Origin of the sequence: Paenibacillus sp. SORGH_AS_0306, assembly GCF_030819345.1 — a bacterium.
Taxonomy (GTDB): domain Bacteria; phylum Bacillota; class Bacilli; order Paenibacillales; family Paenibacillaceae; genus Saccharibacillus; species Saccharibacillus kyungheensis.
The window spans coordinates 197,624-221,631 of the sequence record NZ_JAUTBP010000001.1 but is presented as its reverse complement, the minus strand read 5'-3'; the positions used below and the strand labels follow the sequence as shown (position 1 = coordinate 221,631).

The following is a 24,008-nucleotide window of genomic DNA, read 5'->3' as shown; positions in this document are numbered from 1 at the left end:
CCCTCTGACTGGAATATGATGTTGTGATGTATTGGGATTGGCTAATTAATAAGCAACCGTTTCACGCATAACTTCTTGAACAGTTGTTATACCTTCTATAACTTTGTGCAATCCATCATTCATAAGAGTTACCATCTCTTGATCTTTAGCCGCATTTCTAATTTCTTCGATAGCTGCTCCTTCTGTAATGATACGGCGCAACGTTTTATCAATTTTGAGAACTTCTTGAATCGCTACACGTCCGCGATAACCGGTGTTATTACAGTTACCACAACCTTTGCCACGATGTAGAACATGTACATCTAATCCATGACTTTCTAGCACAATCTTTTCTTGATCTGTCGGTGTGTATGATTCTTTGCAATCCGAACAGATACGACGTACTAAGCGCTGAGCGACAATCCCGATCAGTGAAGAAGCGATCAAATACGGTTCAATGCCCATATCACGTAGACGCATCACTGTGCTTACCGCATCATTCGTATGAATCGTTGATAACACCAGATGACCTGTTAAAGAAGCACGTACAGCAATTTCAGCAGTCTCATCATCACGTATTTCTCCGACCATAACGATATTAGGATCTTGTCTCAAAATCGAACGTAATCCTGATGCAAACGTTAAGCCGATTCCCGGATTGACCTGTACTTGATTGACACCTTCTAATTGATATTCCACCGGATCTTCGATCGTGATGACATTGGCACTTTCGGTATTCAATAGATTAAGCGCCGAGTAAAGAGTAGTTGTTTTTCCGCTACCTGTAGGGCCTGTGATTAACAAGATACCGTAAGGCTGTTCAATCATTTCGCGGAACCAGACTGCATTTTTACGATCAAATCCTAATTGTTCTACAGGCTTTACACCTGTACTTAAATCCAACAGACGAAGAACTATTTTCTCTCCATGCATCGTTGGTAATGAAGATACCCTAATATCGACCATCTTCAGATCAAACTGTAGCTTTATCCGTCCATCTTGTGGCAGACGACGTTCAGCAATATTTAATTTCGCCATAATTTTCAGACGAGCGGTTATAAATCCTTGCATTTGTTTCGGTAAATGACGCTCTGTGCGTAACACTCCATCGATACGGTAACGAATGACTACATCATTTTCACCAGGGTCTACATGAATATCTGAAGCTTTCAAATGAACAGCTTGCTGAATCATCTGATTGACCAGACGTACAATAGGCGAAGCTTCATCGGTAATTTCGGTTTCTTCGATCTCATCTTGACTGGGCAACTCGCCCATCATCAGACTCATCGAATCACGCAACCCATAATAATGAGCAATCGCGCGCTGTAATTCATCCCGACTAGAAATAGCTGGTTCAATCCGAAATCCAGTCGTCATCCGCAAATCTTCGATTGCAAAGTAATCCAGTGGATCAACCATTGCTACTGTTAATTTACTGCCATCTTTCATAAATGGAAGTACCTGATAACGCTTGGCCATACTTTCCGGAATAATCTGTGTGATTGCCGGATCGATCTGATATTTAAAAAGACTCACATGAGGAATACCTAATTGAAGTTCTAACACTTCAATTAATTGTTGCTCTGTGATAAATCCTTGCGCTATTAGTACATCCCCAAGCTTGCGTTTGGATTTATTTTGTTCTGTTAGGGCTTGTTGCAATTGTTCTTGCGAAATTAGACCACTTTCAAATAAAAGATCGCCTAATTTTTTTTTCAGCATTTTCATTCATTTCAACTCCATAGCCATGATGATGACGTACTGATGAGTCTCTATATACCTGTTTGTAAAATAGATGCGATTAGGAACAACAAATTGAGTGAAATGCCTTTGTGAATTAACATCATCAACCGATATAGATATCAGTTACTTCACTTTTATCGGACACTTTTACAAAATTTGTTATATAGCGAAACAAAAATATTAAGGAGAAATTATATATGAAGATGAGAAAGCGCTGGATTCCTTTAGTTATCGTACTTTTATGCCTGATGATTATACCGATCACCCATATGATTGTAGGCGCAGCGGCTGCATATCCTGTGCGAATTTTAGAAATCAGTGATGATGGCACGTCGACTTTAAAAAGCCAGTTGGCTAACGTTTCTAATTTCACAGTGCGCTCGATTCGTATGAAAGAGTTCGTGGCTCAACGCGAAGAGTTAGATGGTAGATATGATGCAATCTATATTGGTAAAGGAATATATAGCACAACAGGTGTTCAAGGAAATAATCACAATACCACTCCTGTGATGAACGATATTACACATCTCAAAGCAGATGATATTGTCAATAGTTATATCAACAAAGGATTGCCGGTTATTTTGCACACGTCTATTTTGAGTCAGACAGCCAATACTTCCAAAGCAACAGCTGATCAACGGATTTTGTATGATACATTTGCCAAATACAATCAGGCGGCTTCCAAAGTGAGCAATGTGTTTTTTGTCGATGATAATGGCTTAACAGCACTGGTAACACAGATGAAAAATTCAAGTTCTACTATTAGTAGCTTACTGATGCAGCGTCCTCAGTTTACGGTTACAGCTGCTCCAATAGATTATTCTGTGAATAAGACCAATGTGTACAAACAAGGGGATACGATTAATTTTGCATTTAACGTTGATCGTATATCTGATTTTAGTAGTGGTGGAGTTGAAGCGAATCTGTATCTAGGAATCGATAAAGTGATTACGATGGGCAGAGATCAACTGGTAGCTACTACTTCGCTTACTCAATCAAATGGAACATTACAATACAAGTTACCCAAAGCATATTCAGGTCTACTATACTGGAAGCTTGAAATTGTAGATCGCCAAAGTAGCGGACAACTGAAAAACTATACAACAGGCATTATTCGCTATCAGGATGAAAAAACAGTCGTACGTGTATTACAAATCCTGCCGTCTGATGGCACTGCTAGTAGTTTGTTAAATACGGCGAATATGACCCAAAGTTATCTGATGGGAAATGATTACAACCTGAATATTACCGTCAAATCTTTCAGTGATTTTAATACTCCGGCTGTATACAGCACGCTCAACGGAACGTACGATATGCTTGTGTTTGGTTTTCGTGATGAATACAATCAATTCGCTCCGTTAACCGATGCATCTGCTACTGCGGTACAGAAATTTATCGCTTCCGGTCAGGGCGTGATGTTCACGCATGATACGATTTATGATAAAAGTAATACCAATTCTAATCGATGGTTAAGCTACTTCCAGCCTAGCTCCGGTCAGATTGCTCCAAAAACGAATATTGGCTTGAATGCAGTCTCTGCTTCTTCCAGTACAGCCGTTGTTAATGATGGGTTATTGACTCAATTTCCTTTCGATCTGAGTCAAGCTCCGACGAATACCGGTGGATATGTAGGGCAAATCAATCTTACCCATGATCAGTACTATACGTTGAATTTGGAAGATCCAGATGTGGTGTCATGGTACAACATTATTGGTAGTAGTCGTGATGCCGCGGATAGTTGGAATCATTACTATACGTATTCCAAAGGAAATGTAACTTATTCAGGTACAGGACATACCAATAGTAAATTCCCTCAATGGGAGCAGAAATTATTTGTAAATACGTTATACCGGGCATTTATCGGTTCTAACCATGCTCCTTATATTACAATCAATGCGCCAACCGATCAGAGCACCAAGCCTTCTTATCTGAAAGACCTTGTACTGAGTTATATTCCTAACGATCTGGATCTGAAAGATCGTAATCTATATGCCAGTGTCAAATTCAAATCAGGCGGTGTGTACTTGCCTGACCTTGAAATTCCCGAAAAAACAGTCTTATCCGGTCAAAATGTTACCGAAACGTTTAACAATCCTTTGCCACAAGGCGGTACACTACAGATCGAAGTAACCGTTCGGGATAAACAAGGTGCTGTGTCTACACAGACCACTACTTTGAATATTGAACAAGCTCGTGCCAATCTGTTAACCGATCGCAAAATTGTGTCCGGTGTACAAAATGGAACCATTCAGCGCAACACTCCGCTGACGTTACAGTATTCGGTTACTCCACAACCGATCGATTTCAAAACAGTGAATACACAAGAACAAGGATTCAGTAAGCTTCTTATTTCTAATATTCAATATACAGAGAAGCTTCCACCCAACCTTGAGATTGTCGGTAATTTGCCAGATGGAATGACCAAAGAAGGTACAGTAGCGACAGGTTATACTTTGAAAAAGACGCTAACAGACATTCCATACAGTCTGACAACCAAAAATAATGTTCAATCGTATACACCGGATAATCCAGATCCGCTTACATTCTCTGTAGCACTTACTCCGGTTAGTCAGGGAACGTATAATCTGGTTAATGCAAAGCTCGAGTATGCAGATATTCATAATGCTTTTGAAAATATCGGCGATCTTGGAACAGCTGGAGATTATAATATCTTTATGCTTGGCGATATCAATATGAATGCTTCTGGATTGTCCACAGAAGGTCGTGTTGCTGGCGCCGGTACAGTTACACTCTCTAGTGGCTTCAATATCGGAACCAAGCTTACTTCGACGGCTGCTGGAACAGGCGTATTGGTAGCAGGTAAAAATTTAAACTTGGGTCTAGTAGGTGGAACGATCAATTATGGTAATGCTGTCTATGGAGGAACTGTAATCAGTCCTTTCTATATCAAAACAGTAAAAGGTACTCCGATTGACTTCGATGCCGCTAGTGCACAATTACTCAAAAAAACAGATCGGTTAGCTACTGTGACTGCTAATGGCACAACCAAAGTAGAAACGTCAGGAGCAATTACTTTAACAGGTACTGATCCTACCACCAATGTATTCAATGTCTCTGGTGCAGCAGTAAGCAAAGCCAGTTCATTTAATATCAATGTGCCCGCAGGTTCAACTGTACTGGTCAATATTGATGGAACGGTTGTAAGTATGAATGGAGGATTAACATTGAGCAGTGGCGTTAATCCGAAGCAAGTATTATTGAACTTTAGTGGCGCGACTGCTCTTAATCTAGGAAATAGTAGTGTTCAGGGTACCGTACTTGCTCCACGAGCAGCAGTCACATTCAGTGGAGATATTAAAGGAACACTGATCGGAGGATCATTAACAGGTTCAGCGCGTAGTGCTTCCCTGAATCCATTTGCAGGCGATATTCAAGTGCCTACTCCTCCACCGACAGAACGAGTTACTATTGTGTTTCCAGATATTATTTTCTCTTCTGTTGCCCGTATCACCAGCTTGCAATTACCTAATGATACGTTATGGGTAGGCGATCAGAAGACATTAATTCCTATCGTTTTACCTGCTGATGCTAACAATAAAATATTGCAATGGAAATCGGACAATCCTGCTGTTCTGACCGTAACACCTACTGGTGAAAATGGAACCATTATAGCCGTTTCACCGGGAACTGCTCATATTACGATTACAGCAACAGATGGTAGCAATGTATCGACAACAGCCACAGTAGTCGTTACCAATCCCGGCGTGTCGATTGTCGGAGCAGATCAGCTCAAAGTAGGCGATAACACTACATTGCAAGCGATCCTCGTCCCTGCTAATCCTAAAGCAACCGTGACATGGTCATTTAAAAATGCAACTGATAAAGACAAAGCTACACTGACACCTACACTACTTGATCCTTGGAAAGTAGTCGTTCGCGGATATGATTCGGGTACCGTCACTCTTGTTGCTACAGTAACGACTAACGGTGCACCAAGTCGTACCTATACTAGCGAACATCCTATTCTAATCACTAGACCGGTCGAGAAAGTAACGATTCAAGGACCTGATACGGTAGCTGTAGGTTCTACAATCAATTTACAAGCGATTATTTCTCCAGCGAATGCAGATACACCGAAGTATAGCTGGTCATTTGAAAGTCCAACCAGTTCTACTCTGGCTGGTATCACATCAGGTACAGGAGATACTGCTGTGATTACAGGTAAGCAAAAAGGAACAGTGACTGTTGTCGTCAATGCTGGTGGTATTGAAGTAAAAAAACAAATACAGGTCGTACAACCAGTACAAGGGCTATCTATTATCGGAGCGAACAAAGTTAATATTAGTGAAAGTATTAAACTACAAGCGATATTAACACCAGCAGATGCAGATATACCTGATTTCAAATGGTCATTCGCTGATCCTACTCAAAGCAGTTATGCTACGATTGTAGGAACAGGCAGTACAGCAGTTGTTACAGGGATACAAAAAGGAACAGTGACGGTCGTAGTTAGCGGAGGCGGGAAACAAGCGCAATTAAATGTAGACGTGATACCTGTGCTAACCGGATTACGATTACCAAGTGAAATTCAGATTTGGGAAGGCGATTCGATGAATCTGAACTCGGTCTTGTTCTTCACCCCTGCGAATGTCGACTTAACAAACGCTCTGCAAAATGCACTGCAATGGAGTACAACCAATACAGACAATATCACTGTAACCAAAGATGGTATTGTGAAAGGAATTCGTAAAGGAACCGCTGAAGCAACTGTGATCTATACCGATCAAGCATCTATTCGAGCAACGGTGACGATTAAAGTACTCGCCAAAAATACCAATGGCGACCGCTACTAATTCATTTCTATATATGATAATCATATAACGATACGAAAAAGGCACTTACAATCTGATATCAGATCGTAAGTGCCTTTTGTTATTGTATTAATCATACATTTTCTTTGGAGAGCTAGAAACTGCTTTAACATAACGATAGTTATTTCAGTTCTAACTTGCCTACACGTACATTCACCTGCTGAATCCGCGGTAAGCCTGCTTGTTGATCTGCATACACACTTTCGTTATACGTGACCCGGAAGCGACTACCTACATTCGAGGACGGATTAACTTCAATATCACTAGCGCCGCCTACAGCATCACCAACGACTGCATTGACCGTCAGATCGCCTTTAGCAAAAAAGCCACCGTCTAACCAGAATACCGAGCCTACACCGTACAAATCGGCTGCCGCTTCGGTATAAAAGAATCCTTTTATCGTTGTCGGTGTACTACTGAATGCTTCAATACGATTGAGCAAAATGCCACCTTTGGATAATAAAACGACCTCTTTTCCATTCAGACCTTTGATCGTCGCATCTTGTAATACCGTTGTATAGTCTGTCGCATTGCTTGGTGTTTTCATCACATAGATCGTTGCATCCAAATCAGCTTCTCCATGTATCGTCACATTGCCTGCGGTAAGCATATTAGCACGTATATTGATCGAACTTTGCTGGTAATTATCAATCGTCAAACTTCCATTAAGCAAAAACCATTTACCTGCTTTTTGTGCATAATTCAATTGGTTAAATGTAACACCATCCAGTTCCAGATCCCCGTTGAACACCACAGATTGATCAAGAGTAGCCAGTGTAACTTTGAGCTTTGCCATTTGTTCTTCATAAGACTGCATAGCGGCAACAGCCGCATTGTATTGATCCCACTCGGTGGATGGAGCACCCACTGCCGGACGAACAGGAGTGGCTGGCTTCGTAGGCAATGTCAATTGCTTGATCCCGTAGCGTTTGGCGACATCTGTCATCAATTGAGCCGGATTCTGATTGGAACTGTTGTACATCGTCTGAATATCATTACGATTCACCGAGACTGCTTCAGCTATTTTATCTATAAATGTCTGATCCATATTGACCTGTACAAATTTCTTTTTGTTTTTGATATTCACTTGTTCCAGTGAAATACCCAGTACTCGTCCTAGACTATCGTTGGCAAGTGTAGCATCCATATTGATAGGTGTGTACTGATTCATGACTTTTTCTTCTTGAATCGCATCTAATGATTGTACATAAGCATCACCGTTCAGATGAGGATATTGAGTAGATTGCGTATGATTAGCTGCTTTGTACGTGTAGCGAGCCGTACGACTCGTAAGCAAGCTATTTCCTGCATAGATGTTACCAATAACATTAGGCGCTCCATTCAGAATCAGATTATGTTCTGACCCTAGCGCATAACTTAGAAATTCTGGGAACGTATCAATATTCACTTCTTGTACCAGTGTACGAATAACTCCATTCACATTAGCTTGAGCTGTTAAAGTCAGCGCATAGCGTGTAAGCTGTGAAGTGGTTCCTTTCTCCGGGCCTTTGTATACAATAGACATCAGTCTGGCTTGTGACGGGCCTGCTCCTGATGCTTGTAGATCGGTACTTGTCTTAATATCGGTATTGATCTGATTCTGAACCTGTTGTGTAATATTCAAAATATCGGCATCCAGACTAACCGGATCAATATTGCGCTTTTGATCCAATTGAGCTGTAATATAAGCAATCGTCTCATCCAGTGACTTCTGCGCCAGATGCAGACTTTGTACATCATTTTCACGTGTTTCTGTACGTTTGGCTCCCCCTACTGTTGCGCTCAGTACAGCCAGTCCTAACACCGTCAATATCAGTACAACAAACATCACCATTACCAGTGCTGATCCTTGTTCCTGTTTAACAGGATGGCATACCCTGTTGCGATCGGGATAGTTTAGCAGTAACTGAATGCTGCGTTTCCATTTTTGCAATATAGACATGGATAACCTCCTTTTCCAATATCCAAATTAAACATCTGAATATCTATCATCAAAATCCAAAATTGCTTTCAAGCACCAGACTTTTATTTTGACCTTGTACCGTCTGAGATAGTGCTAACTTGATCTGAATAATGCCGCTCGTATAGACTGTTCGTCCATCCGATTGAATCTGAATCGATGAACTATCTCCCAATCGAGACTGTATCGCTCTTACCTGATCTTTGGGTTGCACAATCGAAGTAACGGTTGATGAACTACTCACGCTCTGCAAGTCACCGATATATAGTGAACCTGCCTGCATATAAATATTCAATACTTCGATCGTTCCTGTTGTGCCACTAGCTATCGCTGGATCACGTTCTAAGCGAATCCCTATATTTTTGCCATTGACTGTTAATTGACGAACACGATCCGGTGAAAAAGTATACAGTTCGGTAATAATCGAAGACATCAATATATCGCCTTCATCCCGCAACGCATTTTCGACTTTGATCTGGTTATAACTACGCATTCCAAAATGAGCGACTCCATAGATCATACTCATGACCATAGCTAACAAAAGCAATGTAGGCAGCATTTCGACTAACGTAAATCCATCTTGACGACGTAAGCGATCAACGAATTTTCTCATCAGTGATATACCCCTCCACAATCGTTCCCACCTGCCCTGACTTTTCTTCTATTCCATGTATGCTAATCTGAATCGGAAGCAGATAGGGAGACTCTTGCCCTTTGATCGTTGCAGTCGTGCCCGTAGAGGATTGCAGTAAATCTTTCTGATATTTAATCGCTACCCGATACTGCACTCCATTCACCACAGGATTCAATACAGCCGCCAGGACAGCAGGTTGTTCTACCAGTGAAGCATAGATACTACAATTGCTGATTGATTCACACTTTTGGCTATCAATACTAGCATTGGATTGAAAATACGTTTTCCATGTATCAAAATCTTGCTTCTCTGCGTATACCAGTGCATTACGAGCAAGATTCACCATTACTGTTTTATTGGCATTGCTTTTGGCGTACGATAAGGAATCACTAAAATAAGACATTAACACCAACGAAACAATCGCCAAAATTACGATAGCCGCCATCACTTCAATCAAGGTAAAGCCTTCTTCATGTTGGTTATACTTTCTCATCGGTAGGCTCCTTTTTCTTTAGCTATATTTATATATGTAGCATCCGATCATTGTAGATAGTCCCTTATCTACTTCTTCGACTAATTATGCTCTGAACTTTATACATCCTTTTCCAATTTCATACATCTACTTTGTAAACGTGACAAAAAATGGGATTATATTCATAGAGGAATCTGATCTATAGGGCAAATGATACAAATAAATTTGCAACAAAAAAGACAAATAAAAAAAGTGCCCGCAAAGGCACTTTTTGATTGATCTATTATCAGTGGTTGATAGTAATGATAGATAGTAATCCAGTTGTATTAGTACTTAATACGCTTTTTCCAATAAAGCATCACACTGCTGAATAATCTCTTGTTGAGAAGATTTTCCAGACATTTCGTTGATTAGCAATTCTTCGGATAACCGTTGCACTTCTCGTGCTCTTGGATATCTTCGATCATAATAAGCAGATAGAGCTTCTGATAAAGAGTCATGTTGAGCAATCTCTTCTGCTAATACAATCGCGTCTTCTATCGCCATCGCTGCACCTTGTGCCAGATTCGGAGCACTCGCATGAGCAGCATCGCCACCGATGACGACACGCTGGCTATACCATTTTTCCTTCAGCACAATCTGACGAATCATATTAAATAGAATAGGACTGTCAGGTTGGAAACAACTGTTCAGGAAATCTTTTTTCCATTGAAAAGGTTCCAACATATGGCGCACAGTATGATAACGCTGTTCTTTCGGGTCACGATAGTCTTCGTGAACAGGCTTCAGGATAAACATATAACCACTGGTAGCTGTCAGCGGAAAAATACCTACCTTATTGTCTTCATTCAATAACATATAACTCGTTGTCGTCAATGTACCGGCAGGAAATTCAATCGGCACACGCCATGAACCCATCCCTAGATAAGACGACTGAACCTCACGTTGAAGCATAATATTACGCACTTTCGAACGAATCCCATCAAAGCCTACAAGTAGATCTGCTTCTAAAATTGTATCATCTTCAAAATAAACAGTGACTCCATGTTCGTGTTCTTCATATGTTTTCAGCTTTTTATCCCATTTCATCGTAACTCCAAGTGCTAGCGCTTTGGATAACAAAATCTGATTTAATGTAGAACGCCAGATCGAGTTACGTCCAGGTAAATCTTCATTTAGAAACTTTTGATTTACTTCTAGCAGGACATGTCCTTCTTTGTTCAAAATCTGCATACTTTCTAATTGTATGCCTTGCTCCAGACATTCTTCATATACACCTAGATCCTTCAATACTTTAAACGTATTCTGAGGTTGTGTAATGCCTGTACCCGCAGGTGCATCATGAGCATTGCCTTCGCATAAAGTAACCTGAAGCCCTATTTTCTGTAACGAAATCGCAGCCGATAATCCTCCGATGCCTGCCCCGATAATAATTACATGTTCTATTGTGTTCGACATAATGCAGCTCCTTCTGTGTAATAAAACAACTTGATGATTGAACAGCATTTTCAACTGCATCTAGAAGAATAGTTAAAAATAAGCTATATCCCATATTTTACATGTAAAATTTATAATATGTAAGATTGTTATTTTTGCAAAAGTATGGACAAAGAAACATATTAATCACTATTTTCAGAATAAAGGGATATACAAAATAAGTACTATTATATGTCTGCTTATTGGCTTCTATAGATCTACATTTCATTTATAATCCCTATCACTTTTTATAATGAGAAGATGTGGATATGCTTTTTGGTTTAACTTAAATGTATAAAATAGATCATAAAGGTAATATTTATTGCATTGAGTTCGTCTAACTAGAGGAGGTGTTCTTATGAATAAACCAAATCAAAGTCTAGCTATAGCTTCTATCTTATTGCTTACACTTACAATGACGGCCTGTCAAAAGCAAACAAACGCTCCAGCAGCTACAGATTCACAAGCGACGCCAGCAATATCTAGCACTACAGAAAATCAACAGGTGGATGATAATACAGTAACAGACAGTGCAGCATCTTCCGATGACGAAGCAACAGCTTCTGTAGTAGAACGTGAACCTACGAAGTCTTTCAATATGGGAATGGATGATACACGAAAAGCTACACTTACAAAGAGTAAAGATTATTCATTATACGTGTTTGATGGATATACATTAGACACAGCAACCCATCGTCTTCAATCGACGAACAATCCGAAATACTATGCCGAAATCGAAAAAGTATCTTCTGGTTCCAACTTAGATGAGTTGCGTAATCAAGGAATAAAAGAACTGACAGAATATGGCGAAGTCAAAGAGTATAAAGGCGACCAGTTAGCAGAAGGCCCAATGTTCAATGCAAATTTACTTTTACAAGTGTCTGATGAAAAAGGAGTGCATGATTATATCGTCTGGGAAGATCAGCAGAGCAAAGATACTTACATTTTCCGTGCACATGCTCCAGAAGGAAAAGAATCGGACACTTTCTTAACACCCGCACTTACATCGTTATCCAGTATTATGTCTAATCCAGATTCTTAAAAAGGTTAAAAAGTCTTTGTTTACTCACTCGCGAAAATGTCTACTACTGTGTGCATTCGTTATGTCGCAGAAGAATTCAGCTGAACGACATTGTCGACACTGTATCTTAATCTGGAAAATCAGAAAATACATCTGTATTCTGGTCTTCGTCACTGTAGATATCGAGGAGAAATATAGATTATGGTTCCATTTATCGTTTATATTGCATCAAAAAAAGACTCTCCGCGGAGAGTCTTTGCTGTATACATGATCATTATAATAGCGATAACGATAGATTAAGCTTGCTCCACTTGACTCAAGTTTTTACTACGAGACAACTGAATCGCTTTACCCACTTCATGCAAAATAAAATCGACTGAAGCTGGATCATGAACATCGTATTGATCGATATTCAGACGCAATACCGGGCATCCTGTAAATTCATTAATCCATGTCGAATACCGTCCATGCATTTGTTCCCAGTAGGAACGTTCTGTCTCGATTTCCATCTGACGACCACGCAGTTCAATCCGGTTAAGAATCGAAGGTAGACTGCCTTCCAAGTAAACCAATACATCTGGATGCGGGAAATAAGGAGTCATCACCATCGCATCAAAAAGACTGGTATACGTCTCATAATCAGTAACAGACATCGTGCCTTTATCTGCGTGCATTTTCGCAAAAATACCGGTATCTTCATAGATCGAGCGATCTTGAACATAACCGCCACCTGCTTCAAAAATCGCTTTCTGCTCTTTAAACCGTTCTGCTAGAAAATAAATTTGCAAATGAAAGCTCCACCGTTCAAAATCATGGTAAAACTTTTCAAGGTACGGGTTATGATCTACTTTTTCTAAAGACGTTTTGAAATTCAAACGTTCGGCTAACACCGATGTTAAAGTCGATTTACCGACACCTACTGTTCCAGCAATCGTAATTAAAGCATTATCAGGTATGTTGTATTCGTTCATGTATAAGCTCCTTTAGATCAGAAGCAATCTGTGCGAAATGCTCCTTATTTTCCACAAAATCAATCAAGTTGCCATCAATCGTAATAATCTGTGTCGATGGTTCGTTGATTGCAATCGACGCCATCGCTTCTTCATAATCTAGAATTAATTGCTCCAAATAAGCAGTGTCCATCGATTGTTCGAATACACGCTCTCGCTTTTTGATGCGATACAACAATGTTTCTAGATCAGCACGAATATACAGAATAATATCAGGCTTTGGCAGATCATCCGTTAACAAATGGTAGATTTGACGGTATTTATCCCGCTGTACACCTTTCAGTGTACGTTCCGAAAAAATCAGATTTTTATAAATATGATAATCCGAAATCACAGGTTTGTGATTGGCAATGTACTGAAGTCCGGTGTCTTCCAATTGCTTGTAACGATTGCAGAGAAAAAACATCTCCAACTGAAAACTCCATTCATCGATATTCTCATAAAACTTACCGAGAAACGGATTTTCTTCTACAATTTCTTTGATGAGTGGGATATTCATTTCTTGTGCTAGCATCGTCGCAAGTGTTGTTTTACCAGCACCGATAGCACCCTCTACAGCAATAAACGGGGTTTGTTTCATAGATGTGGATGTCCTTCCTGTTCACAATAATCTTAAAATAGACTTATGTATTGTATCACAAGAAGAACGATTATAGATGCCTATGTTAAGAAGTTTTTTGTTCAATATAAGCTTCTAATAATTTGGAGAACCTTCCGATATGGATAGGCTTCGTAATATATTGTTCAAATCCAGCGTCTTTGCCTTTTCGAATATCTTCTTCCAGTACAAAAGCACTGATTGCCCAGACCGGAATCATAGATGTACGAGGATCTGCTTTTAATTGAGTAATTCCTTCAAAGCCGTTCATTCCCAAAAAATGAATATCAGACAATATCAAAAAAGGTTGTACCTTGATCGCCAGACCAATTCCTTCTTGAATCGTGGAAGCTTCTAATAATTCTACCGAGGGTAACTTCTTTTTAAATAAGTGACGCATCAGTAACATATTCACTCCATCATCTTCAATATACAGAATTTTGATGTTCTTGTGTTCCATAGGATCCTTCCTTTCCGAAAAAAGAAAAAGCCGAAAAAAAGGTAGAACTACCTTTTTTTCGGCTTAATCTCAGCGCATATATAATGTCTGTATTATGACCGTATACTTATATAGTGGAGAATGGTTATTCTTCAAACACGTACACAACCATACTCTGATCACGTTCAAAATTCCAATCAGCATACAAATCGACTAATTTTTTTTGAAGAATTTCTTCTAGATCCACATGCTGTTCCAACAGCCGTTTTTCTAATTTACGTTTTGTCGATTTCAATATATTCTCATAACCCAAATCTATTAATTCTTTTTCAAGGAGTATGGTTATACCCTTTCGAAAGATGATTAACAATCTTGGATGAACCCACCAGGAGTCGATAAAAGCAGGCGTTTTTTGAACTTCAGCGGTGACCTTCATCACTTGACGATGAATCTCATTTTTTCCTTCATAATCTTCTGTCTCCATCCAGCTAGAACCGAACAAGCCAGCGATTACGCCGGAAGAATTGTGTCTACCCCAATCATAGTACATATCGGTTACCTCTAAATTCAGGTGTTCATTTAAAAACACTCTCAGTTCAGGTAACATCGATTTCATAATCAATTCGCGAGTATAACGAAAAGCTTGTTCTTCTTCCTGGCTTAATAGAAATTCTTCTACAGGACTCAAAAAATTCCGCAGATGAATCAAAATGCACCGATCGGATAGAACAATATGTACCGATTCCGGGCCTTTACCAAAACGCTTTCTTAGCATTTTATTAACAAAACTGGTTGCTTGACTCACTGATTCATTGTACTGCATAACTCTGCCTCCATACGAATATACTCCATTTTGCTTTATTATTCACATGGAGCGTAAAGATTACAATACAATAAACTCAAATGTGCATATTCTGTAATGATTATATTTTTATTTCATTTATATAGTTATAACGATACCAAATAAAATCGTAAAAAAAAGATTAACAATGACCTCGCTAGGGTATTATATCATTTTACGTTCTGAACAACTACCTTATTTCGTTATTCTTCGAAAGTGTACATAATCATACTATGATCGTTCTCAAAACTCCAATCTACATACAGATCAGCGATCTTTTTGTTGAAAAGGGGTTCCAGATTCGTTTCTTGTTCCAAAAGCGCTTTTTCGATCTTTCCTTTGGTCATTCGCAACATGTGTTCATACCCCATACTGATCAATTCTTTTTCAAGCAGAATCGTTGTCCCTTTACGAAGAATAAATAACGTTTTGGAATTGATCCACCAAGAGTCAATCCATGTAGGTGGTTTTTGCAATTCGGTAGTGGCTTTCATAATATACTCATGTAACTGCTCTTTCCCTTTATAATCTTCGGAATGGCTATAAAGATCATAATCGAGTAATCCTACGATCACACCTGAAGCATTATACATCCCCCAATCATAATAAAGGTCAACCACTTTCAAATCTAATTGTTGCGTGAAAAAATTTCTAAGTTCAGGTAACATCGATTTCATAATTAGTTCACGTGTATATCGAAAAGCTTGTTCTTTTTCTTGACTGAGTAAAAATTTCTCGACTGGACTCAAAAAATTTTTGAGATGTAGAACAATACATTGTTCACATAAATAAATCGATACCGCTTCAGGTCCCTTACCAAAGCGATTTCTTAATAATTTTGTAGTATAACTCGTTGCTTGGTTAATTATTTTTTTACGATTCAATGACTACACTCCCAGTATAATATCCCAATCTATTCACTAGATTCGGGTACATTGATGCTTCGTTTATATCGTTTTTCAAAGCTATAACACATCATGGACGTTCAATATAAAAGACATCATTTTAACCATACAATCTTTGTTTATACATGCAATTAACCTAAATAAAAATAGACCGAAGAAAAGGTATCTCTACCCGTTCTTCGGCCTAATTACAGCGCATTATCATGTCTGAATCATTACCGATCATTCTTATTTATATCTAGTCATACTCAGTAAATATAAGTAAACGATGATCAAGACCCACATTCTAATCGACACTAATATCTATAACCAGCTTATTAAACCATTGATCTTAGATGCGTATTTTCGGAGTCAGTTGTTCATCATTTAATGTGCTTGTTTGTGTATTATTTTTATCATATCTCACTATTTTTCTCAAGCAATACGGTTATACCCTTTCGAAAAATAGAGTTACTCTGGATGTATATATCATCAACAGATGCTCAGCGTACTATTTAAATAGCAGGCATCACATTTCCCCCGGTTACTGGAATATACGCTCCTGTAATATAACTAGCAAGATCAGAAGCCAAAAAAGCGACTACATTAGCAATTTCTTGATCTGTTCCTCTGCGTTGCAAAGGGACATGCTGAATATAGGCACTATCTTGTCGATCAGAACTGTCTACTCCTAGATCACGCTCACTTAATGTCCAACCGGGTGCAACTTGATTCACTGTAATCTGGTGTTCCCCTATTTCTTTTGCCAGAATACGATAAATTCCATCCATTCCACGTTTACCAGCGACATAAGCGGATTGTGTAGGTTCATTTTGCATCGCACATTCGGTATTAATTCCTATCATTCTTCCATATTGTTGCTGGATCATATGAGGAACAAATACTTTGGATAGATGAACAGCCTGAAGAACAGTAGTCTGAAATTGATCTACATAATCCTGCATATTCTGTTCCAATATGGATGTCCACTCATATTGAGAAACAGCATTACCTACAACAATATCAGGCATCTTGAAATTTGTCGATAATGTATCACGCATTTCTATCACATCTGCTAATTGCCCTATATCTGCTTGAATAATAAACACAGAACGTCCTAATTGCTCTAATTCTTGTTGCAATACAAGAGCTTGTTCCTGATTACGAAAATAGTGAAGTATCACATCAGCCCCACTCTGAGCCAGTGTACGTGCCATTACTCTTCCTAGCTGACCTGTAGCTCCTGTGACTAATGCTGTTTTACCATTCAAATCAATAGCAATCATAAGATGCCTCCATCTATTGTTGTGTGGATCGATATAGATAATAGAGAGTAAGAATATTCAAATATGATATAGATTTGACAAAATTATAGTATAAAAATAGTAACAAGTCCAAATGCAATCTGTAATGTAGCAAAAAATATAGTATATAATTACTTTATTTGGTAAAATAACTAAAGTTATAAAGATACTGAATATGAGGTGAATACAGGTTACGCGTAGATTGGAATCATTTGTATACATAGCGATATATACTAGGAGGAATATAGTTGAAAACGATCGTCAAACTAACTTTATGTAGTACTTTGTTGATGGGTAGTCTGGTTACACCTGCTTTATCTTGGACATCTTCAGTTGCTCAAGCTGCTACCAGTGGTGGAGTGAGTATTATGTTAGATGGATATGCTTTGCCTTTTCCGGTTCAACCTGTAGCTATTAAAGGAACAACGATGGTTCCGTTCCGCGCTATCTCTGAAGCACTTGGTATTGATGTTCAATGGAATCAAACTTCCAAAACGATTACAGCTACTAAAAAAGAAGCTTCAACTACCAAAAAAGTAATTTTAACTATGGGAAGTACCCAAGCAACAGTCGACGGCAAAAACGTTACATTGGCTCTGGCACCACAGACGATTAGCAACAATACGATGATTCCGCTTAGCTTTTTCAGTCAGCAATTTGGAGCAGGTGTGAAATGGGATCAAGCCTCCAAAACGGTCTCGATCACTTCACCACAAGAAGATTTGTATACGATGGGATTTTACGCTTTATCTTCGTATGATGAGCGTGCAATGATTCCTGATTTTGATACGATGGCATTTGGTTGGAGTCGAATTGATCTAAATGGCAAATTCACGATTGCGGATACAGGCAAAGAATATCGCTGGCCTCAATCTGCAGGAGCTGATACACCGGAATCGATTATTCAGAATACCACTACACAAGGCACTTCTCCTTATCTCATGGTCTATGCTGTTGATGGACATGGAGAATTAACTAAGAATTTGGAAAATCCAACATTACAACAACAAACGATCAAAGGTATTGTAGATACAGCTAGTCAAAAAGGATTTAAAGGAATAGTACTTGATTTTGAAGGATTAGGATTAACCGGAGACAAGCTTCAAGCGCAAAAAGATTATAATGCATTTATCCAAAATATAGCCACTCAAGCTCATCAAAAAAATCTTAAATTAACTGTAGTGCTCCACCCGCTTAACAGCTCGTATCAAGGCTACGATTATCGCACATTAGGCACGTTAGCAGACGATATTATTATTATGGCGTATGCGTATGATAAAGAGAAAAGCCCTGAACCACTTGCCAAAGTCGATGAAGCGATCTCATTAGCGTTAAAACAGATCAATAAAAACAAACTTATTCTAGGTATTTCATTAGGTAGTGAAAATGCAGATTCAGTCAATTCCAAAATCGGTCTAGCGAAGCGCTACGATCTAAAAGGCATCTCAATCTGGAGACTCGGTATTGTAGGTCAAGCCGCATGGAATAGTATGCACGAGTCTGTTGAATTTAAATAAGCTGACAAGTAAATATAATGAAAAAAAGCTCTTTCCTATTAATGTAGGAGAGAGCTTTTTTTATAGTTGTATCAGGAATGCGAATAGATATAATATTCTATTCATTTTCTGTTTACTTTATGCTATATTGACAACTAAATTATGTTCAGATGAAAAAAGGAGCGATTATAAAATGAAAAGTATAGCTATATTTTGCGGTTCAAGTGATGGAGCTTTGCCTAGCTATCGAGAACATGCAATAGCTTTAGGTCATGAACTAGCTAAGCGTAAGATTACACTTGTCTATGGCGGCGCTACTGTCGGATTGATGGGTGCAGTAGCTGATGCTGTTTTAGAAAAAGGCGGTACAGTCATTGGTATATTACCTCATTTTCTTCAAAATCGTGAAATTGCCCATAACCATTTGACTGAATTGATTATTGTAGACTCTATGCATGAACGCAAAGCCAAAATGGCAGAAATGTCTGATGGATTTATCGTTTTACCTGGTGGTGCTGGTACAATGGAAGAATATTTTGAAATCTTTACATGGGCACAACTAGGATTACATAAAAAGCCTTGTGGTCTAATGAATATAGAGCACTATTATGATCCTTTGATCACTTTATTTGACCAAATGACAAATCAACAATTTATGCAACAAAAATATCGTGAAATGGTGATTGTCGACACCACTCCTGAAGGAATACTGGAACAATTTGCTCATTATAAGCATCCTTCGGTTAAAACGTATCTAACTGAAGATCGTACATAAATTATTGTTCATCTACAAATCAAAGAAGCAGCATTTTCCCATCGGGAATGATCTGCTTCTTTGTTTGATTTCATTATTGTTTTCTCCATCTAGCGATACTCCAGACGATCAGCGATAACAGCATAAAGACTCCACCGGATAGACTCACAGCACTCCAACCGCCGATTTTCCACATATAGCTACTCACCGAAGAACCGATCGCTCCACCTACAAATGTACTGACCATCAGTACCGTATTCAGGCGACTGCGAGCACTATCATTGAGCGCATAGATTCGAGCCTGATTGGAGACTTGGGCTCCTTGTACGCCTAGATCCAGTAATACGATTCCGATCATCAGACCGATCAATGTACCCCCTAACCAGCCGAAAAAGACAAATGAAATCAATGTCACCACAATCATCGCGCCGATAATCCATTTGGGTTGTATCCGATCCGCAATGCGTCCAACAATAGGAGCACCTAATGCACCGACGACACCTACCAATCCGAACAGCCCTGCAATCTGGCTACTATAATGATAAGGTTCTCCTTCCAGATAGAAGCTAAGCGATGTCCAGAATACACTAAAGGAAGCAAAATTGAGCGCTCCGATCAATGCCCCTTCACGCAACACCGCATACTGTCGGATCAATCCACCAATAGATATTAACAACTCAGAGTATGTTGATTTCATCAACGGTTCTACATGTGGCAATTTGCGTCGTAACACTAGAAATAGGACAAACATCATTATCGCCGCTATCCCATACATCCAGCGCCAGCCCCATGTCCCGCCGATCAATCCTGAGATCGTGCGAGCGAGCAAAATACCGAATAACAATCCACTCATGACTGTCCCGATCACTTTGCCCCGCTGTTCCGGTGTAGCCAATTGCGCTGAAAAAGGAACTAAAATCTGTGGAACTACCGTTGTCAGTCCTATCGCAAAACTGGCAATATACATCCAAACAATATGAGTGGAAGCCGCCGCACCTAATAGCGAGATCGTAACCAAAATAAGCAGTGTTGAGATCAGCTTACGTCGCTCTCTAATATCTCCCAATGGGACAAATAACAACATACCAAGTGCATATCCAATCTGTGTAAAAGTAGAGATATACCCTGCTTTATCACGACTAATTCCGAAGGAAGTCGCCATATCTGCAAGCAGTGGCTGATTTATAATATAAGTTAGCAACAGCTAACCCTGAAGCAATCGCCATGATCCACAGTAGACTCTGGCGTAGAACAAATGGCTGTGACTGTTCTGTATTCATACACGACTCCTTTATATTCATTTGGGCTTTATGATTATACACTACAATTCAAATTATGATATTCAAAATTTGGTATATACTTGCAAATAAAAAAACTATATTCAGATCACTTTATCGACAAAGTGATCTGAATATAGTTCTGACCTATCTATATATAATGAAGCTATTCAAGTTATCGCTGAATTAGATTGTGGTTACAGGAACGTTTACTTTTTCACCTGCACGATTAGCAGATAATATTTCCGCTTCTACCAGTTGTACCGATATCAGTGTACTTTCAGGTGTAGCTTGTGACATCGGTTGACCATCTAGCAATCGTTCTACAAAATAACGTAACTGACGATAATATCCCATATCTGATGACAATTGAGCGGTATATCCTTCGCTATCATTAGGATTCACCTGTACGCTCCCTTGCTCAAATACAAGATTACCGTGTTCCAAATTCACACGATACGTCATCGCAAATCCATAATCCCCTTGTAGTGTCCAATCTGCTTGAGCATTGATCACTTTGCCATCTGGATATATATAATTAGTCGATACAATATCATACCCACTACCCGGTACAACATTACGTGCTAACGAAGACACCGCTTCGGGTACACCGAATATCCATTGAATAATATCGACATCATGAATATGCATATCAAGCATCGCTCCACCACTGCGCTCTTTTTGGACAAACCAACCTTTAGGCGTCTCTCCACCGCGAAAAAAAGAACCGCTGATCACCTGACCCAATGTCTGATTCATCACTATTTCTCGCAAATATTCATATGCTGGCCAGAAGCGTAGACATTGCCCGATCATCAACTGCTTCTGGTGAGCTTGTGCCGCTTCCACCATCTGTTGCCCGGCAGATGCGCTTATAGCCATCGGCTTTTCACAAAACACATTATATCCACGAGATAGCAGATCACAAGCGATAGGAGCATGTAAGTATGTTGGTAATGTAAGATCGATAACGTCTAACTGCTCGTGCAACAGCATCGTTTCCAGATTGTCGTACAAATGATACGCAGATAGATCAATCTCGGTAGTATCTGTATCTGTCGCTATATTTCCGGTTACTCTTGTATGCTGTAACTCTTCAATTCGCACATCACAGATCGCTACTAATTGCACATCTAATCCTTCTTTTGCCAGACGAATATAATTTTCTAAATGCATATGCCCCATAAATCCAAATCCCACTAATCCTACTTTTACCATTGTAGATGCCTCCTTTATCCCAAAATACTATCCATAGCATGCGACGTGTTATAAATTAACTGGTTCGAATAGTATTTGTAAGCTGGAATCATCTCCGCAGTGACATAGTTGGTATAGCCAATCTCGCGCAGAGCATTAACAACAGCCGGATAATTCACATCACCTGCTAACAAATCTACAAAGCCTGCTAGCCCACCTACCTCACGGCGATAATCTTTAAAATGTACTTTTTTGATTCGCTCTCCTAAAATACGAATCCAATGCTCTGGATAACCGGAGTAGACTACATTACCCACGTCAAAATAAGCACCGACATACGCTGAATGAATATCATCCAAAAAAGATTTCATTTCAAGCGGTGACAGTAAAAACTTATTCCATACATTTTCGATTCCGATATGCACACCAACTGATTGCGCTTCTGTAGATAATTGGCTTATCGCTTCTAAGGCGCGTTCATATGCAAGATCATAAGCAACGACAGGATAATCAGGGATAAAATCGACCCCTACACCTCCGGGAATCACTAGAATCGCATCCACTTCTAGTGCGGCGGCTACTTCTAACTGTTTACGGCAGATATCGATCGCATGCTGACGAATCTTCTGATCGTCACTGGTCATCGAATATTCCCAGTATAGCCCTGTAGCTAATCCACTAATCTCTAATCCTTGATCGATAACAGTGTTGCGAATTGCAATCAGCTCTGATTCAGAACTATCTAATGCCAGTTCACCTTCTGCTTGTAACGATAATTCGATTCCAGTAAATCCGGCATCACTTGCGATACTGGCACATTCTGCGATACTATAGTTGTCTGCAAATGACCAGATATTAATTCCTTTTTTCACAAAACCGCCTCCTATAGATATAGATTCCGTATAACATTTCAAAGTGATAAATGTATTGATCTCTCGCTTAATTAACGTTATTCTATCAGCAATAAAATGAAATAGATTTAGGAAAAGGAGAGGTTTTTTTGGACAATTCCGGTTTATTTTCTCTAGAAAAGTATCGCAAACAACGTCTTGCTCCTATAGAACAATGGTCTCCTAATATTCATTACGCACAGTATCAGAAGTTACCTACAGGTACATTGAACAAACGAATGATTTATGACTTTGAACTGTTATATGTACGCAAAGGAGAAGCTGTAACTCATGTAGCAGAGCAACGTATTGTGATTCCGACAGGGCATTTATTATTTATTCCAGCAGGGGCATATCACCGCAATGAAGTCACTTCTACCCCTAGTGCACAATTTATCGGGATTCACTTTGACTTTTTCCATGAGCTTCATATTGTGCGTGAAGAAGATTTAATCGTACAGCCACACAAAATTACCGAAAGTAAATTTGCTACTGAAGCGATAGCAGAAGGATTTGCTCCTTTATCTACCCGTTGGTTATATATCCCTACTCCATCATGTGTACAATTAATCGAACAACTGGTGCATGAATTTACGATGCGTTCTCCAGGTTATTTACTTATCTGCAAAGCGATTTTGTTACAGATTCTAGGTCTACTGCTACGCTCTCAAAAATCGTACCATCACACCAACCAACCTGTGCATGGAGATCGTATTTTGGAAATGATGAATATGATCGAACAGCATCCCGAGAATCATTGGAATAATCGTCTATTAGCTGAAGAACTCAATATGAATGAAGATCATATGATCAAAGTATTTAAAAAAATGGCAGGTATGCCTCCGGGCGAATATATTCAAATGCTCCGTCATCGTGAAGCAAGGCGATTATTACAAGAGACAGACGCATCGATTGAAGAAATTGGACGACAAGTAGGTTATGCTGATATCCATTATTTCAGCCGTATTTTCCGTAAAAGTGAAGGCATTCCTCCGCGTGCTTATCGTAAGCTATCGCGTATCTTGTAATGCGCAATTCTATAATGCTTATTCGTATCTTAGGCTATATACAGTTGGATCGATTAATACACTCTAGTTACCTTCTTATAAATAGAAGCAAATAAAAAACGACTATCTACTAAGATAGTCGTTGTCTTACATCATACTTATACCTATTATAAGAGCGGCATCGTTATACT

General features: G+C 39.2%; 19 protein-coding genes. 5 read left to right on the top strand and 14 right to left on the bottom strand.

The genetic code is table 11. The features are described 5' to 3' along the window. Positions 1-45: 45 nt before the first annotated feature. Positions 46-1,710 (bottom strand): GspE/PulE family protein, encoded by a 1,665-nt coding sequence (locus tag QE450_RS00955; protein ID WP_307295995.1) that lies wholly within the window; start codon positions 1,708-1,710, stop codon positions 46-48. Positions 1,711-1,922: 212 nt separating this feature from the next. Between QE450_RS00955 and QE450_RS00950 the strand changes: the two genes are divergently transcribed. Beyond that, complete coding sequence (locus tag QE450_RS00950) at positions 1,923-6,539, top strand: DUF5057 domain-containing protein (RefSeq protein WP_307295993.1); 4,617 nt, start codon at positions 1,923-1,925, stop codon at positions 6,537-6,539. A 139-nt stretch (positions 6,540-6,678) separates the two neighbouring features. On the opposite strand, the gene QE450_RS00945 is transcribed toward QE450_RS00950, so the two are convergent. The 4 genes from QE450_RS00945 to QE450_RS00930 form a co-directional block, all read right to left on the bottom strand. Next, the gene (locus QE450_RS00945) at positions 6,679-8,499 is read right to left on the bottom strand and encodes a hypothetical protein (protein WP_307295990.1); all 1,821 of its coding nucleotides are present in this window, start codon (positions 8,497-8,499) and stop codon (positions 6,679-6,681) included. A 49-nt stretch (positions 8,500-8,548) separates the two neighbouring features. Then, positions 8,549-9,130 carry a PulJ/GspJ family protein gene (locus QE450_RS00940; protein WP_307295988.1) on the bottom strand — a complete coding sequence of 194 codons (582 nt, stop codon included), beginning with the start codon at positions 9,128-9,130 and terminating at the stop codon, positions 8,549-8,551. After that, positions 9,114-9,644, bottom strand: a complete 531-nt coding sequence (locus QE450_RS00935) for a type IV pilus modification PilV family protein (protein ID WP_307295983.1) — start codon at positions 9,642-9,644, stop codon at positions 9,114-9,116. Before QE450_RS00935 ends, QE450_RS00940 begins: the two co-directional genes overlap by 17 nt. Before the next feature lie 312 nt (positions 9,645-9,956). Further along, positions 9,957-11,081, bottom strand: a complete 1,125-nt coding sequence (locus QE450_RS00930) for an FAD-dependent monooxygenase (RefSeq protein ID WP_307295981.1) — start codon at positions 11,079-11,081, stop codon at positions 9,957-9,959. Positions 11,082-11,457: 376 nt separating this feature from the next. Here QE450_RS00930 and QE450_RS00925 point away from each other — a divergent pair, with 376 nt between their 5' ends. Beyond that, positions 11,458-12,141 (top strand): hypothetical protein, encoded by a 684-nt coding sequence (locus QE450_RS00925; protein WP_307295978.1) that lies wholly within the window; start codon positions 11,458-11,460, stop codon positions 12,139-12,141. A 275-nt stretch (positions 12,142-12,416) separates the two neighbouring features. Here the strand turns inward: QE450_RS00925 and QE450_RS00920 are convergent, their stop codons facing one another. From QE450_RS00920 to QE450_RS00895, 6 genes are all read right to left on the bottom strand, one after another. Beyond that, positions 12,417-13,091 (bottom strand): deoxynucleoside kinase, encoded by a 675-nt coding sequence (locus tag QE450_RS00920; RefSeq protein ID WP_273614981.1) that lies wholly within the window; start codon positions 13,089-13,091, stop codon positions 12,417-12,419. Then, complete coding sequence (locus QE450_RS00915) at positions 13,069-13,710, bottom strand: deoxynucleoside kinase (protein ID WP_274170886.1); 642 nt, start codon at positions 13,708-13,710, stop codon at positions 13,069-13,071. The genes QE450_RS00920 and QE450_RS00915 overlap by 23 nt, the downstream gene beginning before the upstream one ends. Before the next feature lie 85 nt (positions 13,711-13,795). Further along, positions 13,796-14,188, bottom strand: a complete 393-nt coding sequence (locus tag QE450_RS00910) for a response regulator (RefSeq protein WP_273614979.1) — start codon at positions 14,186-14,188, stop codon at positions 13,796-13,798. A 124-nt stretch (positions 14,189-14,312) separates the two neighbouring features. Next, positions 14,313-14,990, bottom strand: coding sequence for a Na-translocating system protein MpsC family protein (locus QE450_RS00905; RefSeq protein ID WP_273614978.1), 678 nt, complete (start codon positions 14,988-14,990; stop codon positions 14,313-14,315). A 221-nt stretch (positions 14,991-15,211) separates the two neighbouring features. Next, the gene (locus QE450_RS00900; RefSeq protein ID WP_307295973.1) at positions 15,212-15,892 is read right to left on the bottom strand and encodes a Na-translocating system protein MpsC family protein; all 681 of its coding nucleotides are present in this window, start codon (positions 15,890-15,892) and stop codon (positions 15,212-15,214) included. A 515-nt stretch (positions 15,893-16,407) separates the two neighbouring features. Next, positions 16,408-17,178 carry an SDR family NAD(P)-dependent oxidoreductase gene (locus QE450_RS00895; RefSeq protein WP_307295970.1) on the bottom strand — a complete coding sequence of 257 codons (771 nt, stop codon included), beginning with the start codon at positions 17,176-17,178 and terminating at the stop codon, positions 16,408-16,410. A 266-nt stretch (positions 17,179-17,444) separates the two neighbouring features. Here QE450_RS00895 and QE450_RS00890 point away from each other — a divergent pair, with 266 nt between their 5' ends. Continuing rightward, positions 17,445-18,713, top strand: coding sequence for a stalk domain-containing protein (locus QE450_RS00890; RefSeq protein WP_373461896.1), 1,269 nt, complete (start codon positions 17,445-17,447; stop codon positions 18,711-18,713). A 172-nt stretch (positions 18,714-18,885) separates the two neighbouring features. Continuing rightward, the gene (locus QE450_RS00885) at positions 18,886-19,467 is read left to right on the top strand and encodes an LOG family protein (RefSeq protein ID WP_307295968.1); all 582 of its coding nucleotides are present in this window, start codon (positions 18,886-18,888) and stop codon (positions 19,465-19,467) included. A gap of 73 nt (positions 19,468-19,540) precedes the next feature. Here the strand turns inward: QE450_RS00885 and QE450_RS00880 are convergent, their stop codons facing one another. The 3 genes from QE450_RS00880 to QE450_RS00870 form a co-directional block, all read right to left on the bottom strand. Further along, complete coding sequence (locus QE450_RS00880; protein ID WP_307295965.1) at positions 19,541-20,647, bottom strand: MFS transporter; 1,107 nt, start codon at positions 20,645-20,647, stop codon at positions 19,541-19,543. Positions 20,648-20,909: 262 nt separating this feature from the next. Then, a complete protein-coding gene (locus QE450_RS00875; protein ID WP_307295962.1) occupies positions 20,910-21,941 on the bottom strand; it encodes a Gfo/Idh/MocA family protein in 1,032 nt (343 codons plus the stop codon). Positions 21,942-21,955: 14 nt separating this feature from the next. Continuing rightward, entirely contained in the window at positions 21,956-22,792 is an 837-nt protein-coding gene (locus tag QE450_RS00870) for a sugar phosphate isomerase/epimerase family protein (protein WP_274170893.1), read from the bottom strand. Positions 22,793-22,920: 128 nt separating this feature from the next. On the opposite strand from QE450_RS00870, the gene QE450_RS00865 reads away from it, so the two are divergent. Next, positions 22,921-23,838 carry an AraC family transcriptional regulator gene (locus tag QE450_RS00865; protein WP_307295957.1) on the top strand — a complete coding sequence of 306 codons (918 nt, stop codon included), beginning with the start codon at positions 22,921-22,923 and terminating at the stop codon, positions 23,836-23,838. The last annotated feature ends 170 nt before the right edge of the window (positions 23,839-24,008 follow it).